The organism is Thioclava sp. F42-5 (assembly GCF_002213195.1).
Lineage (GTDB): Bacteria > Pseudomonadota > Alphaproteobacteria > Rhodobacterales > Rhodobacteraceae > Thioclava > Thioclava nitratireducens.
Map to the genome: position 1 here is coordinate 289,370 of NZ_NBNZ01000001.1, position 14,100 is coordinate 303,469.

12 protein-coding genes are annotated in these 14,100 nt (G+C 65.1%); 3 read left to right on the forward strand and 9 right to left on the reverse strand.

Going from position 1 to position 14,100, the window contains the following annotated elements; translation table 11 throughout:
- Positions 1-143 precede the first annotated feature (143 nt).
- The 6 genes from B6V74_RS01345 to B6V74_RS01370 form a co-directional block, all read right to left on the reverse strand.
- Entirely contained in the window at positions 144-1,082 is a 939-nt protein-coding gene (locus B6V74_RS01345) for a bifunctional riboflavin kinase/FAD synthetase (RefSeq protein WP_088721758.1), read from the reverse strand.
- Positions 1,083-1,111: 29 nt separating this feature from the next.
- A complete protein-coding gene (locus tag B6V74_RS01350; RefSeq protein ID WP_075774735.1) occupies positions 1,112-1,555 on the reverse strand; it encodes a MaoC family dehydratase in 444 nt (147 codons plus the stop codon).
- Between the two features lie 141 nt (positions 1,556-1,696).
- The gene (locus B6V74_RS01355; RefSeq protein ID WP_088721759.1) at positions 1,697-2,575 is read right to left on the reverse strand and encodes a TIGR01459 family HAD-type hydrolase; all 879 of its coding nucleotides are present in this window, start codon (positions 2,573-2,575) and stop codon (positions 1,697-1,699) included.
- A gap of 115 nt (positions 2,576-2,690) precedes the next feature.
- Positions 2,691-3,542 carry a CpsD/CapB family tyrosine-protein kinase gene (locus B6V74_RS01360; protein ID WP_088721760.1) on the reverse strand — a complete coding sequence of 284 codons (852 nt, stop codon included), beginning with the start codon at positions 3,540-3,542 and terminating at the stop codon, positions 2,691-2,693.
- Between the two features lie 15 nt (positions 3,543-3,557).
- Positions 3,558-5,066 carry a hypothetical protein gene (locus B6V74_RS01365; protein ID WP_088721761.1) on the reverse strand — a complete coding sequence of 503 codons (1,509 nt, stop codon included), beginning with the start codon at positions 5,064-5,066 and terminating at the stop codon, positions 3,558-3,560.
- The gene (locus B6V74_RS01370; RefSeq protein WP_168184164.1) at positions 5,066-6,022 is read right to left on the reverse strand and encodes an AAA family ATPase; all 957 of its coding nucleotides are present in this window, start codon (positions 6,020-6,022) and stop codon (positions 5,066-5,068) included. The genes B6V74_RS01365 and B6V74_RS01370 overlap by 1 nt, the downstream gene beginning before the upstream one ends.
- 244 nt (positions 6,023-6,266) lie before the next feature.
- On the opposite strand from B6V74_RS01370, the gene B6V74_RS01375 reads away from it, so the two are divergent.
- The gene (locus tag B6V74_RS01375) at positions 6,267-8,792 is read left to right on the forward strand and encodes a tetratricopeptide repeat protein (protein WP_088721763.1); all 2,526 of its coding nucleotides are present in this window, start codon (positions 6,267-6,269) and stop codon (positions 8,790-8,792) included.
- Between the two features lie 81 nt (positions 8,793-8,873).
- Entirely contained in the window at positions 8,874-10,454 is a 1,581-nt protein-coding gene (xrtD, locus tag B6V74_RS01380; protein WP_088721764.1) for a VPLPA-CTERM-specific exosortase XrtD, read from the forward strand.
- Positions 10,455-10,459: 5 nt separating this feature from the next.
- Here the strand turns inward: xrtD and B6V74_RS01385 are convergent, their stop codons facing one another.
- Together B6V74_RS01385 and B6V74_RS01390 are read right to left on the reverse strand one after the other, a co-directional pair.
- Positions 10,460-10,753: a hypothetical protein gene (locus tag B6V74_RS01385; protein WP_168184165.1), complete on the reverse strand. Its 294-nt coding sequence runs from the start codon at positions 10,751-10,753 to the stop codon at positions 10,460-10,462.
- Positions 10,754-10,911: 158 nt separating this feature from the next.
- Positions 10,912-12,108 (reverse strand): glycosyltransferase family 4 protein, encoded by a 1,197-nt coding sequence (locus B6V74_RS01390; protein WP_088721766.1) that lies wholly within the window; start codon positions 12,106-12,108, stop codon positions 10,912-10,914.
- 226 nt (positions 12,109-12,334) lie between these two features.
- Here B6V74_RS01390 and B6V74_RS01395 point away from each other — a divergent pair, with 226 nt between their 5' ends.
- Positions 12,335-13,024, forward strand: a complete 690-nt coding sequence (locus tag B6V74_RS01395) for a metallophosphoesterase (protein WP_240497026.1) — start codon at positions 12,335-12,337, stop codon at positions 13,022-13,024.
- Positions 13,025-13,099: 75 nt separating this feature from the next.
- On the opposite strand, the gene B6V74_RS01400 is transcribed toward B6V74_RS01395, so the two are convergent.
- Positions 13,100-13,783, reverse strand: coding sequence for a sugar transferase (locus B6V74_RS01400; protein ID WP_077701185.1), 684 nt, complete (start codon positions 13,781-13,783; stop codon positions 13,100-13,102).
- Positions 13,784-14,100 lie beyond the last annotated feature (317 nt).

Here is a 14,100-nt window from a genome sequence, read left to right on the forward strand (position 1 = left end):
CGACTCTCGTGGTCTGAGCTTTATGGTCCCGTCACCGAGCGACGTCGATGCGCGCGCTGGCGGCGAAAAGCGCCCTCCCGCTGGGAGGTCGGGCGCGGCCCGGGCGGGTCGCCCGGGCGGGAGTTGAGGTCGGCGTTCGCCTCTCAGCGCTCCGCCAGAATCTCCCGCGCGCGGACGCAATCGGCATCCATCTGCGCGACCAGCGCCTCGAGCACGTCGAACTTCATCTCGGGGCGCAGGAATTCGACCAGCGCGACCGAGACATGCTCGCCATAAAGGTCGCCTTTGAAATCGAAGACATAGGTTTCGAGGTTCGGGGTGTTCTCGCCGAACATCGGACGCACTCCGAGGCTCGCCGCCCCCAGATAGCTACCCTTGTAGGGACCGGTCAGCACGTCGAACTTCACCGCATAGACGCCAAGCTTGGGCAGATGCAGCCCGGCCATCGACATGTTCGCGGTCGGATAACCCAGATCGCGTCCGCGCTTGTCACCGTGGAGCACTTCGCCCTCGATCCGGTGCAGGTGACCCAGCATCGCGGCGGCATCCTCGGGACGGCCCTCGGCCAGCGCGGTGCGGATCGCGGTCGAGGACGCCTCGACCCCCTCGACATGCAGAAGCGGCGCGACGGTGACCTCGAAGCCGTATTTCGCGCCCAGCTCCGTCAGCATCGCCACGTCGCCCTCGCGCCCCTTGCCGAAGCGGAAATCGCCGCCCACCGCGACATGGGTCACGCCCAGCCCTTCGGCCAGCACCTCGCGGGCGAACATGTCGGCGCTCATATCGGCCAGTTCGTCGTTGAAGGGCAGCTCATAGAGGCGATCGACGCCGAGCTTGGCGAGCCGGTTGGCGCGCGCCTCGGGGTTCATCAGCCGGAACGGCGGCAGGGTCTTGCTGGCGCGCGCTGCGAAGAATTCGCGCGGATGGGGTTCGAAGGTGATGACGCCCAGCGGCGCATCTTTCCCGCGCGCCTGATCGATCACAGATTGATGGCCGAGATGGATGCCGTCGAAATTGCCCATCGCGACGGAGGCCCCGCGCGAGGATTTCTCCAGCGATTTCCAAGTGGTCAAGCGTTTCATCCACCCCGCCCTCCGGCGAGGTCGCCGGGTCAGTCGAACTTGCGCGAGGGCGCCAGAACCAGCGCCTCGCCTTTCACGACCACCGTATCGCCCACCGCGCAGTGGGTTTCAAGCGTGACACGGCGACGCGAATGGTCGATCGCCGTGACCTTGACCTCGGCGTAGACCACATCGCCCGGGCGCACGGGGGCCATGAATTTGAGCGACTGGCCCAGATAGACCGTGCCGTGACCGGGAAGCTGCTCGCCGATCACCGCCGAGATCAGCCCCGCGGTCAGCATGCCATGCGCGATTCGACCCTCGAAAATGGTGTCTTGCGCATAGGCATCGTCCAGATGGACCGGGTTATGGTCGGTGGAAACCTCCGCGAACATCTCGATGTCGCGGTCGGTGACCTCCTTGCGGAGGTAGCGCACCATGCCGATTTCCAGATCTTCGATGCAGATCGTGCCACGGGGCAGGTTGTCGAGCATATCCATAGGTCCCAGCCGGAAGTTCATGTTGCACTGCGGCATAGCACATGCGGCAGAGCACAGGCAAGGCGCCTGCGCAACTTTTTTACCCTACCGAGACAAAAGTCGCAACAAAGTTACGTAGAGAATTTGATGCTCCGCTCAGGTCAGTTGCCCCATGCTGTAGAGTGGATCGCGCTGACGCGCCTCCAGCCAGGTGCGCAGCAGCTCCGGATTGGGGTTCTGCGGATCGGCGCCGAACTGGTCATGCGCCAGACCGCCGGTGATGAAGAGGCAGTCCATCCCCTCCCCCGCGGCGCCGGCCACGTCGGTATTGATCCCGTCGCCGATGGCGAGGATGCGCTCATCCTCCGCGCCGCCCAGACGGCTCAACTTGCGCCGCGCGAGATCGTAGATCGGCGGATGGGGCTTTCCGAAATACATCGCCTCGCCGCCCATTTCCTCGTAGAGCGCGGCCAAAGCGCCAGCGCAATAGATGCGCTTGTCGCCCAGATCCACGACGATATCGGGGTTCGCGCAGAGCATCGGCAACTCGCGCATCTTCGCCAGCAGGAATTTCGGGCGGTAATCCTCGGGAACTTCGTTCACCTCATCGAAGGGACCGGTGCAGACGATACCCTCTGCATCGTCGAAATCGACGCGAGTGATCTCGGCTTGCCCCTGCCATTCTTCCGGCACCTCGGTGAAGAAGCCGTCATCCTTGGACGGCCCCAGATGCCAGACCTTCTTGCCAACGGCGCCCGCGAACATCGCATCCTGCGCGGCATCGCCGGAAGAGACGACGAGGTCATAGGCGTCGCGCGGACAGCCCAGCTTGTCGAGTGACTCCATCACGAACTTCGACGGACGCGGCGCGTTGGTCAGGAGGACGACCTTGCCGCCCTTCGCGCGAAACGCCTGCAGCGCCGCGACAGCCCCGGGGAAAGCCTCGACCCCGTTATGCAGGCAGCCCCACAGATCGCAGAACAGCGCGTCATACGAGTCGGAAATCTCGGAGAGAGAAGAGATGATGCGGGTCATATCGGCCTTTCGTCAGCAGAGTTTGGCGCGGTCCGAAGCCTCGGCCTGCGGGACCTCGCTCGCTTACCGAGGCTATATGGCACGGGCGTGACGGAAGGCAAAGCGGCGGCACCGCTCAGTTCGCGTCCGAAACGACCCCGTAACCGTAACCATAGGCATAGCCATATTCGGGGGCCGCGAAGCGGAACTTGTTGACCACGACGCCCATCACGTTGGTGCGCTCGGCCAGCTCGCGCTCGCAGATGTCGATTTCCCGGATCGTGGTCTCTTCGGTCGCGGCGATGATCAGCACGCAATCGACATGGGCGGCGAGCGAGAGCGTATCGTCGCTGACCAGCACGGGCGCGGTGTCGAAGATCATAAGGTCGGGGGCGTAGATAGCCTCGATCCGCTCCAGCGCCTCGGTCGCGCGGCGCGACTGGATCAGCTCGGCCGGGGTCGCGACCGGTTTGCTGTTTGCTCCGATCGCGAGGTTGGCGCCCAGACGCAGCGCGTGATCGGCGAACTCGGCTTCCCCTGCGAAAACGTCGGAAACTTGCGGGCCGCGCGGCGCGTCGAGCAGTTTAAGAAGCGAGGGCTTGCGGAAATCGGCCTCGATGAGCAGGGTGCGCCGCTCTTCTTGCCGTGCGAGGCTCAGCGCGAGATTGAGTGCGACGGTGGATTTCCCGCACCCCGCCGAGGGCGAGGTGATCGCCAGCCGCCGCCAGCCATTGGCCCGCATCTGCTGCACGATCTTCGTGCGCATCAGGTCGATCGGGGCACTCTCGGCGCTGCTGTCGGGACTGACGATGCGCTTGCCGCGCAGTCGCCCGAGGTTCGGGGCAATCGGCGTCAGCGCCTGCCACGCGTTCGCGGTGAGACTGTCACTGCCCTGATACGCTGGCGCGCGCGCGGCAGGCTCGAACGCCGTACGCCCGGTGCGGGCGGCCCGGGCCTTGGCAATCGCATCTCGAAGTCTTTCGGCCATCTCGCTCTCCTTGCCTCAGAACAGCCGGTCGAGCGGCATGTAGAACGCGCTGAACAGCACCACGACCGCGATGAACGCCCCGCCGACCATCGAGCCGGAGACCACTATATTGCGGCGACGGGCGCGTAAGTCTTCGGGCGTGCTCAGGTAGGGCAGCGTCGCGAAAGCCGCGATGCCCAAATGGCGCTGCAGGTCTTCGGGGCGACGGATACCGGTGCTGAGCAATTCCTTCAGCGCGATCGCGACGAGGCCGAGCAGTAGCCCCACTCCGACCCCGGCCAGCGCCAGCGTCTTGCGGTTGGGTTTCACCGGCTCGCCCGGTGCCACCGCCTGATCGATCACGGTCAGCTTCTCGCCCTTGGCCAGCGACTCGATCGTGTCGCCCGTCTCGGCCACCGCGCGCGCCTGCACGGCGCTGTCGTACTGATCGGCGAGATTGTCGTGATCGCGGCGCAGCGCTTCGAGCGCCGATGCATTGGCGGGCACTTTCGCCATGGCTTCGCGAAGCTGCGTCATCTTCAAGTCAGCGGCCTCGCCCGCAGCCTGCGCCACGAAAAGCGCATCGGTCAACTCGCGCAGACGGTTCTCGAAGGCCGACTTCGCTTTCGGCAGCGGTAGTTGTGCCTGCTGCGACAACTCCTGAATTTGCGCCCCCAGCGCCGCGAGGCGCGCGTCATCAGCGGGCAGAAGAGGTTTGAGCGCGTCGCGCTGCGCTTCCAGCCGGGACAGTTCGCGGGCTGCGGGCGGGTAGATCGCGTCGCGGTCGACCTTGCGCCCTGCCGCCTCGCGCAGGCGCACCAGCCGGTCGATCTCCGTTTCGGTCTCGTTCACATGCGCGAGCCGGGTCTCCGCGTCCGCCTGCACCGCGGCGAGACGGTCGCGAAGCAGCGGCAGCTCCTCGGGCAGCGCGTCGCCGTTCTCCTGCTTGAACTGCAAGATCGCCGCGGAGGATTTCGACAGCTCCGCCTCCAGCCGATTCACCTCGCGCGAGAAGAAATCGAGCGTATCGCGTGCGGCCTTGGTGCGAATATCGGCGTCTTCCTTCAGAATGCGCGTCACCAGCTCGTTCGCGACCCGCGCGGCGCGAGCCGGAGCGCCGGCGCGAAAAGACACCGTCATGAAAGTCGCGTCCTTGGGGGCGGAGCGCGATCTGCTCTGCTCGGAAATTTCGATCGCGACCGAATTCTTCAGCGCCTCGAACACTGCGTCGGCATCGCGCGCGCCGGTCTCGGTGCGCAGGTCCGGAAACAGCGCCATCCGACGCGCCATGTCGAGAAGGCTCTCACGCGAGAGCACGCGCTTGCGGATCACCTGCAGCTTGGCGTTGGTATCGGTGTGCGCGGTCGAGGCGGCGAGACGGTCGGGGATGCGATCGCCTTCGACAACCAGAAGCGCCCTGGCCTCGTAGATCGGTGTGATCATCCGTCCGGCCGCCAGCCCGACAAGCGCCCCCAGCAGCACCGCCAGCAAGAGCCAGTGGATCCGCCGGGCGAACAGGGCCGCGTAGAAGCGGAGCTCCCGCATCAGCGCCCTCCCCTGTGCAGAAAGGCGGGCGCGGGCTCCGGCTGTGAGGGACCGGGCGCAAGGCCGGCATGCCCAGCGCTTGCAGCAGAGATCGGCGCGGGTGCGATCACGCGCGGCTTGGCGCGCTGCGTCTCGACCGGGAGATAGAAGACATTGTCCTCGATCACCCTGTCGATGATCTCGCCGGTGACGACCTCCGAACGCGCCGAATAGGCATAGACCATGCCCAGATCGGCCAGCTGGTTCATCAGCCGCGGCAGGCCGCCGCAATGGGCGTGCAGTTTCTGTGCGGCCTCGGGGGTGAATATCTCCCGCGTCGCACCTGCAACCCGCAGGCGATGGGTGACATAGGGCTGCGCGCAATCGGCGGGCATCGGCCCGAGATGGAAGCCGGAAGACACACGCTGCGCGAACTGGCGCAGCTCTGGCCGCGCGATCAGGTCGCGCAGTTCCGGCTGCCCCATCAGGATCAGCTGCACCAGCTCGTCTTTGTCGGCGTTGATATTGGTGATCATGCGCAGCTCTTCGAGCACGCCCGCATCGAGGTTCTGCGCCTCGTCGATCACCACCACCACGCGCCGCCCGGCAGCATATTCCTGGATCAGAAGCTGCTGGAACCGATCGTAGATCAGGACGTAATCCTCGCCCGCCTCCACCCGCTGGCCGAGCGAGAGCATGATCCAGCGGATCACGTCATCGCGCGAGCCCCGCGCGTTGGAGACCAGAGCGATCGTTACATCCTCGGAGATGGTCGCCATCAGGTGACGTAGCAACGTCGTCTTGCCCGCCCCCACCTCTCCCGTGATGAGCGTGATCGGCGCGCGCGAGAAAAGCCCGTATTCGAGCATCGTCGCCGCGTGCTTGTGCTCTGGCGACCAGAACAGGAAGTCGGGATCGGGCAGCAGCGAAAAAGGCCGCTCCGCCAGTCCGAAGAATTCGGTGTAGATTTCGTTCATGCCTGTACCGGGCCTTTGGCCTCTTGGATTTGCGCCAGTAAGCGGCATCCCCCCGCACTTCGCAAGAATTCGTGAGGAAATCGTGAGAAGTTACAGCCAAACTGTCGCAAAAACGCGTCTATCCCTCGAAAAACTGGCCTTTTAGACAGGGGTAGGATGTTCAAATCTCTTTATAGTTGACGTCGCAGCAGCTAGCCTTCTTGCCAAGCGCCGATCAGAGCGCAGTAGCAGACAGGCAAGACAGATGCCCCGATACCAGTATGCGCGCGCGAGCTGTCTCGCGCTTTGCGCAGCGCTCGCATTGAGCGGTTGCAAGAGTGACGAAGACAAGGCCGAGGCCCATTACCAATCGGCCCAGACGCTTCTGGCCGAAGGCGATCCGCTCCGCGCGATGGTCGAGCTGCGCAATGTCTTCGAATATGACGGCACGCATAAGGCCGCGCGGCGCGCCTATGCCGATCTGCTGCTGGCGCAGGGACGGCTGCAGGAAGCCTTCAGCCAGTATCTGCGCCTTCTCGAACAATATCCAGAGACCGTCGATGTCCATCGCATCCTTGCGGAGCTGTCGCTGCGCACAGGCAACCTGCCCCGCGCGCAGGAAGAGGCGGACGCGGTCAAGGAACTCGCGCCCGACGATCCCGGCGCGCAGGCGGTGCAGCTTGCGCTCGACCTGCGGGACGCCAGCCTGTCGCGCGATACCGCGCGCCGCTCCGAGATCGCAGCGACGGCCGAAGCACTGACCGAAGCGCATCCGGAGATCCTCACCGGCTGGCACGTACTGATCGACGCGCGAAACGCGGAAGGCGATGACGCGGCGACGCTTACAGCCCTCGATGCCGCGCTGACCCGCGACCCGGCGCAATACCGTTTGCAGGTCCTTAAGCTGGAGCTGATCTCGAAACACGGCTCAAGCGCCGAGATCGGCGCGCAGCTCGAAGTGATGCAGAGGCTGTTTCCCGAGGACACGAAGACCCGCACCGCGCTGATCGCATGGTATGTGCTGCGCGACGATCCGGCGGGGGCCGCGCGCTTCCTGCGCAAGCTCACGACCGATCGCGACCGGCAGACGAGCGGCTATCTGGAACTGGTGCGCTTTCTGGCCCGCGCAAAAGGGGCCGACGCTGCGCGGGCGGAACTCGACTCTTTGATCGCGCAGTCGCAGGGCGAGCCGAACGAGGCGATCTTCACCGCGATGCGCGCCGATCTGGATTTTCAGGCGGGTGACCGGGCAGCGGCGCTTGCGCGGATGCAGGCACTTATCACCCGCCATCCCGACAGCGAGGAGATGCGTCAGGTCCGCACCGCTTACGCCCGGATGCTCGACCACGACGGGCAACGCGAAAAGGCGAAGGCCGAGATTGCGGCCATCCTGAAGACCGACCCGACAAACGTCCCTGCCCTGCAACAGCGCGCGACTTGGCGGATCGAGGAAGATCGCACCGATCTCGCGATCACCGATCTGCGCAGCGCCTTACAACAGTCCCCCGACAACCCGCAGACCCTGACCCTGCTGGGCGAGACCTATATGCGCGACGGCGCCCCCGATCTCGCGCTGGGGCAGTTCAGCCAAGCCTATGACGCGGCGGGCCGCGCCGCGCCGGAGGCGATCCGCTATGTCGATTTCCTTTTCGCGCACGACCGCGCCAGTGCCGCGCGGACGGTTCTGGCCGAGGCCGTGGAGGTCACTCCGAACAGCCCGGGCCTGCTCAAGCGACAGGCCGATCTGGCGCTGGCCGATCACGACTGGGCACTCGCCCATCGCAGTGCCGACCGGCTCGCCGCGCTTGCCGCGCCGGGCACCGAGGGGTTGGCGCAGTCGATCCGTGCCGCGATCCTCCTCGGGCGCGGGCGAAGCGAGAGCGCGATAGAGACGGTGAAAACTCTGGTGCAGGCGTCCGGCCCCGGCGACGACGGCATCACCACGGCCACGGCAGTCTCCGCAGCGGCGGTCTCGGCGGTGGTGCAGGCGCAACTGGCCTCCGGACGTGGGGCCGAGGCCCGCGCCTATCTCGACGCTCAACTGGAGCAACAGCCCGGTAATCGCGGCTTGCGCCTGCTGGCGGCCAATCTCTCCGCGATCCGGGGCGACACCGATCAGGCGGAGGCGGCGCTGCGCACACTGATGCATGAAGCCCCCGCCGATCCGCGTCCCGCGCGCCAGCTCTATCGCCTGCTTGCGTCTCAAGGGCGCGAAGGCGACGCGCTTGCGGTGATCCAGACCGCTCTGGAGAAGGCTCCGCAGGCCGATCCGGTGCTACTGCTCTACCGGGCGCGGTCGGAAGAGAAATCGGGCCGGTTCGACGCGGCGATCGCGACCTATGACGATCTCTACACGCGCGACAGCAGCGACCTGATTGTCGCCAATAACCTTGCGAGCCTGCTGAGCAGCCATCGCGACGACCGACCCAGCCTCGAGCGCGCGGCCCGGATCGCGAAACGCTTCCGCGAGCGACCTGAACCTGCCTTCAAGGACACCTATGGCTGGACAGAATACCGGCTGGGAAATTACGGCGCCGCGCGCCCCCTTCTTGCCGCTGCCGCGGCCGGGCTGCCGGAGAACGCGCTGGCGCAATATCACTACGCTGCCGTGCTGATAGCGCTGGAAGAGACCGACCTCGCCGAGGCCGCCTTGCGCGATGCGCTGCGCTTGGCCGGCGCGCCACTGCCGCCCGCCATGCAAGGCGCGCAGGAGCAGCTTGCAGCGCTGACCGGGACCGCGCGGGCGGGCTCGTCGGGCAACACCCCGCGCCGGGCCCCGGACCAGCGCTGATTTTGTCTTTGGATCAAAGCTCTCGCAGGGTAAGCTCATGTGAAAGCGCCGCGTCAGACGGCCTATGAGCGAGCAGTCGAGATGATCACTACGAGCCCCCCTCTGCGCGAGGAGCGTGCCCTGCCATGGGGCACGCTCGGCCTGCTGACGCTGGCCGTCCTTTCCTATCCGTTCTTCGCATTGGGGCTGGCCAGCCTCGGGGCTGCGTGGTCCACGCCGGAATACAGCCACGGGCCGCTGATCCCGCTGATTTCGCTCTATCTTTTCGCGCGCGAACTGCACCACGCGCCGCTGCAACTGGACGCCCGCCCGCAGCGCTGGCAAGGCGTCACGGTGATCGCAGTGGCGCTCTCCCTCGCTGTCTTCGGCGCGCGCGCGCAGATCGCCGACCTCGTGACCTATGCGCTGATTATCTGGACGATGGGCGTGGTGCTGCTGAGCATGGGCTGGCAGGCGGGCAAGCGCCATTGGAAGCCGGTGCTGCATCTGATCTTCATGCTGCCGCTGCCGCAGATCCTCTACTGGAAACTCACCATCGCCCTCCAGCTCGTCTCGTCCGAGCTGGGTGTGATGCTGGTGCGCGCCGCTGACATTCCAGTGCATCTGAGCGGCAACGTCATCGACCTCGGCGTCTACAAGCTGCAGGTGGCCGATGCCTGTTCGGGGCTGCGCTATCTCTTCCCCATCCTCAGCTTTTCCTACCTGTTCGGCATCCTCTATCGCGGGCCGTTCTGGCATAAGGCGGCGCTCTTCGCGATGGCCGCGCCGCTGACGGTGCTTCTGAATTCGCTGCGCATCGGCATGGTCGCGATCCTCGTCGACGCTTACGGCATCGAGCAGGCCGAGGGCTTTCTGCATGTCTTCGAGGGTTGGGTGATCTTCGGCGCGGCGATCGCGATCCTCAGCCTCACCGCGATCGGGCTGCAGCGGCTCGTGGCCGAGCCGAAACCGCTCTCCGAGGCGCTAGATCTGGACTATCGCCGCTTTGCGCCTGAGGCACGCCGCTTGCGCAATCTCGCACCGTCGCGCGATCTGGGGTTGGCGGTCATCCTCACGGGGGTCGCGCTGGTGCTCTGGTCGGGCCTGCCGCAGATGACGACGCTCCCGCCGGAGCGCGCGCCCCTGTCGTCCTTCCCGACGCAGATCGACAGTTGGCAGGGCACGCGCCACCCGCTGGAGCCTGCGACCGAGCAAGTCCTAGCGGCGAGCGATTATCTCAACGCGGTCTATGCCGATCCCGCGCAGGACGCGCCGGTGAACCTGTTCGTCGCCTGGTATGCCGATCAGAGCCAGGGCGACGGCATCCACTCGCCCGAGGTGTGCCTGCCCGTCGGTGGCTGGGAGGTCAGCGCCTTCCGCCCGCATCGCATCGCCCTGCCCCACCGCGCCCCCTTCGAGGTCAACCGCGCGATCATCACCAAGGGGCTCAACAGGCAACTGGTGTATTACTGGTTCGACGGACGTGGCCGCGCGATGACGAGTGACTGGCGCGCGAAGCTGTCGGTGATCGCGGATGGCCTCACGCGCGGACGAACCGATGGCGCGCTGGTACGCTATGTCACGCCGATCCGCCGCGACGAGGATATCCGCGCGGCCGACCGGCGCCTTACACGTTTCATCGGACAGTCGCTGCCCAGGCTGAGCACCTCGATTCCAGAGTGACGGGCTTACGAGCCCAGCGCGACGGTCCCGCCCCAGCAACCCGGGATCGGGTTACGGGTGTCGAAGACGAGCGGACATGTTTCCACGGCTTTGATCGCGCGGTCCACGCGCGCATCTGCCATCGCAGGCGTCAGCCCGATCGCGAGCGCATGGGCCACCGGATCGTAAAGCGAGCGGCCCGTCTGACCGGGCATCGAAGTCGGAGCGGTTTCGCGCAGATCACCCGCGAAAGAAGAGCTGGCCACACCGGTCACAACCAGTGCGGCAAACGCTACCGCCGATGTCCTCCAATGCGCCATACAGGATCCAAGCCGAATGCCGAATGAAACAGCGCGAACCGCAACGCTGCTCGCCCCTTGAGTTTGTGGCGCAATTGGGGCCGCGCGCAACTGGAATCTTGGCGAAAATCAAGCGAAAGTAACGATTTAGGAGAAACAGTTTAGCCTGATCTCAGGCTTTATTTCTCCATCTTGGAGAATATCCGGTCATAGGCCGAAAGGAGCTGTCGCGCCGAGAAATCCCAGGACAGCGCATCGAGCACCCGCGCCCGGCCCAGTCGCCCCATCGAACGCGCGCGCTCGGGCGCTTCGATCAGGGCCGCGATGCGGGTGGCGAAGTCCTTCGGATCGTTGGCACGTGCATAAAGCGCGGCCTCCCCTGCAGAGGCCCGCCCTTCGGTCAGTTCGAACTGCACCAAAGGCTTCTCGAGCGTCATGTATTCCATGACCTTGTTCATGGTGGAAATGTCGTTCATCGCGTTTTTCGGATCGGGCGCGACGCCGATATCGATCGCATTCATCGTCGCGAGCATCTCTTCGCCGTAAAGCGGGCCGGTGAAGGTGAAAGACTCGCTCAGGCCCCGCGCGGCGACGTCGGCCTCCACGTTAGGCAGTTCGGGGCCGAAGCCCACGATCACCACATGTAGATCGGTATGGCCGAGCTTGCGCACCAGATGCTCGACCGCCTGAACCAGAAGGTCCATCCCCTCCTGCTGGCCGATCACGCCGATATAGCCGAGCACGGTCTTCGCGCCCTTGCGATAGGCCGGATCGCCGGGTCCGGGCAGGAAGGTCTCGACGCGAGGGGCGGAGCGGACGACGAAGACGTCCTCGGGGGCCATGCCACCGCGGGTGATCGCGATCTTGCGGAAGCTCTCATTCGTGGCCATCGAAACCGAGGCGCTGGCGAAGGTGATCCGCTCCCAGATGCGCATCACGGCCCACAGGAGCCCCTTCTTGCCGAACTTGGCCTCGAACAGCTCCGGGCAGACGTCGTGGTGGTCGAACATGTAGCGCACGCCCGACAGCCGGTAGCGCCACGCCAGAAGCCAGATCAGGTCGGGCGGGTTGCAGCCTTGGATCACGTCGAAGCCGCGCTCGCGCTTCACCTGTTTCGCCAGCCGGAACCACGCCTTGATCGCGTGCCAGTATTCCCGCGCATAGGCGACCGCGCCGGAATGGGCTTCGGGTGGTGCGGGATGGCGGTAGATATGGATGCCCTCGATCTCTTCATAAGCCGCGTCCCAGCCGCGACCCATCGGACAGATCACCGAGACCTCGTAGCCCGCGGCGCGCAATGTCGTGGCCTCCAGCCAGACCCTGCGATCCAGCGGCACCGGCAGGTTCTCCACCACGATCAGAATGCGTCTCGCCATGCCGCTTAAGACCCGCCCTTGCCACGGGGGCGGTTTGCCGCCCATTTTTATGTGAGCCCCTTTCGCTCACGTCTTGCGACGGTTATGTCCCAGCCACGCGTTGGTTTCCACCCCGCATAACTCCGGATTTCCCCATATGTTGCGCTCTCTACTCTCCCGTCTCAAACCAGAGACCGCTCCCTCCTCGGCACCCAATGGCCTGCCCCGTCCGGAGGCGCCGATCTGCGTGATCGGGGACCTTCACGGCCGCGCCGATCTCTTGGCCAAGATGTTCGAGCGGATCGGGCAGGAACCGGAAGGGGCAAAGGCCCGGATCATCACGCTCGGCGACATGATCGACCGTGGCCCGAATTCGGCGCGGGTGCTCGCGACGCTGCACGCGGCGCAGCTTGCCAACCCCTCGCGGATGATCTGCCTGATGGGCAATCACGAGCGGATGATGCTCGATTTCCTGCTCGCGCCCGACGCACGCACGGCCGGTTGGCTGCGCGTCGGTGGGGCGCAGACGCTGCAAAGCTATGGCATCGCGCCGCCCGATCCCAACGAGACCGATCTCGAGGTGCTCGACGCGGTGCGGATGGATCTCGCGCGTGCGCTGGGGCCCGATCTGCTGGCCTGGCTCGATGCGCGGCCCGCGATGTGGCGCGAGGGGCGGTTCGCCGCGACCCATGCCGGGGCCGATCCCTATCACCCGATGGAACGCCAAAGCCGCGATGCGCTGCTCTGGGGCCATCCCCGTTTCGGACAGATGACCCGGCGCGACGGGGTCTGGATCGCATTCGGCCATTGGGTCGTCGATCAACCCATGGCCGATCAGGGCCGCATTGCAGTTGATACCGGCGCCTATGAAACCGGGCTCCTGAGCGCAGCATGGCTCGACAAGGGCGGGCTGCGCTTCCTGCAAGTCGCGAATTGAACCAATACGGGCGCCCCGATGGGAGCGCCCGTTGGCAGGTTACAAGCCGTCTCTCTCTCGCAACCGGTGTCGGAATTACTTGCCCGTCTGGCGCAGCACCACGGCGACGGTCATCAGGCAGAGCCACAGATCGGTCAGCAGCGACAGTTTCGCGTAATAGCGTTCGTCGAAGCGCACGCGATCCACGAAGGCGGTGGTCGAACGCCCCGCGACCTGCCACAGCCCGGTGATGCCGGGGCGCATCTTGTAATAGGCCCGGCCCATGGCGCCTTTGTAGCTGGCCTCCTGATCGAGCATGAAGGGGCGCGGCCCCACGAGGCTCATCGAACCGAAGAGCACGTTGAAGAACTGCGGCAGCTCGTCGAGGCTGGTGCGGCGCAGGAAGCGGCCGATACGCGTGATCCGCGGATCGTCGTCGAGCTTCTGGTTCACCGACCATTCCAGCGCGAGCGCCGGGTTTTCGTTGCACATACGCACGAGCTGCGCCTCGGCATCGACATGCATGGTGCGCAGCTTGTAGCAGCGGAACCGCTTGCCGCCCTGCCCGACGCGTATCTGCGAATAGAAGGCGGGACCGCCATCGGCGCGCACCGCGAGCGCCAGAAGCGCGATCAGCGGCAGCAGAACCGGAAGGATCGCGACCACGGCGAGAATGTCGAAAAGGCGCTTTCCCATGCCTTCGTAGCGCAGAATACGCGCTCCTGTCCGGGTCGCGCCCGTCGCATTTGCCAGTTCGAAATTGGTCGAGAGATCCGACATTTTCTTCCCTATTGACTGCCTCAAAGTGCGAACCTTCGAGCCCGCTTTTCTTTAACCCGGTTTTTACCTTTGATTCGTCCATAATTGTGACGAAAGCCGCCAATTGTTGCGGCTCCGGCCCATAAACGGATCTCGACAAAAAATCACAAGCCGTTGATCACCGTTTTTTATCTTGTTGTTTTATATGTTACATTTCTTCCTAACTGCCGTAATCCGCAGCCTCGCCGCACTCGCGCATAAGGCGAATGGCGCTACGCTGCCCCTAGGTAACTTTTGGTTAAAGACTTATAAATCCGGACGCCTGCGTCGCCCCGCCG

Excerpts from the sequence above, each read along its gene's own strand:
- B6V74_RS01345 (WP_088721758.1), bottom strand. The coding sequence starts at position 1,082 with ATGAAACGCTTGACCACTTGGAAATCGCTGGAGAAATCCTCGCGCGGG.
- B6V74_RS01350 (WP_075774735.1), bottom strand. The coding sequence starts at position 1,555 with ATGCTCGACAACCTGCCCCGTGGCACGATCTGCATCGAAGATCTGGAA.
- B6V74_RS01355 (WP_088721759.1), bottom strand. The coding sequence starts at position 2,575 with ATGACCCGCATCATCTCTTCTCTCTCCGAGATTTCCGACTCGTATGAC.
- B6V74_RS01360 (WP_088721760.1), bottom strand. The coding sequence starts at position 3,542 with ATGGCCGAAAGACTTCGAGATGCGATTGCCAAGGCCCGGGCCGCCCGC.
- B6V74_RS01365 (WP_088721761.1), bottom strand. The coding sequence starts at position 5,066 with ATGCGGGAGCTCCGCTTCTACGCGGCCCTGTTCGCCCGGCGGATCCAC.
- B6V74_RS01370 (WP_168184164.1), bottom strand. The coding sequence starts at position 6,022 with ATGAACGAAATCTACACCGAATTCTTCGGACTGGCGGAGCGGCCTTTT.
- B6V74_RS01375 (WP_088721763.1), top strand. The coding sequence starts at position 6,267 with ATGCCCCGATACCAGTATGCGCGCGCGAGCTGTCTCGCGCTTTGCGCA.
- xrtD (WP_088721764.1), top strand. The coding sequence starts at position 8,874 with ATGATCACTACGAGCCCCCCTCTGCGCGAGGAGCGTGCCCTGCCATGG.
- B6V74_RS01385 (WP_168184165.1), bottom strand. The coding sequence starts at position 10,753 with ATGGCGCATTGGAGGACATCGGCGGTAGCGTTTGCCGCACTGGTTGTG.
- B6V74_RS01390 (WP_088721766.1), bottom strand. The coding sequence starts at position 12,108 with ATGGCGAGACGCATTCTGATCGTGGTGGAGAACCTGCCGGTGCCGCTG.
- B6V74_RS01400 (WP_077701185.1), bottom strand. The coding sequence starts at position 13,783 with ATGTCGGATCTCTCGACCAATTTCGAACTGGCAAATGCGACGGGCGCG.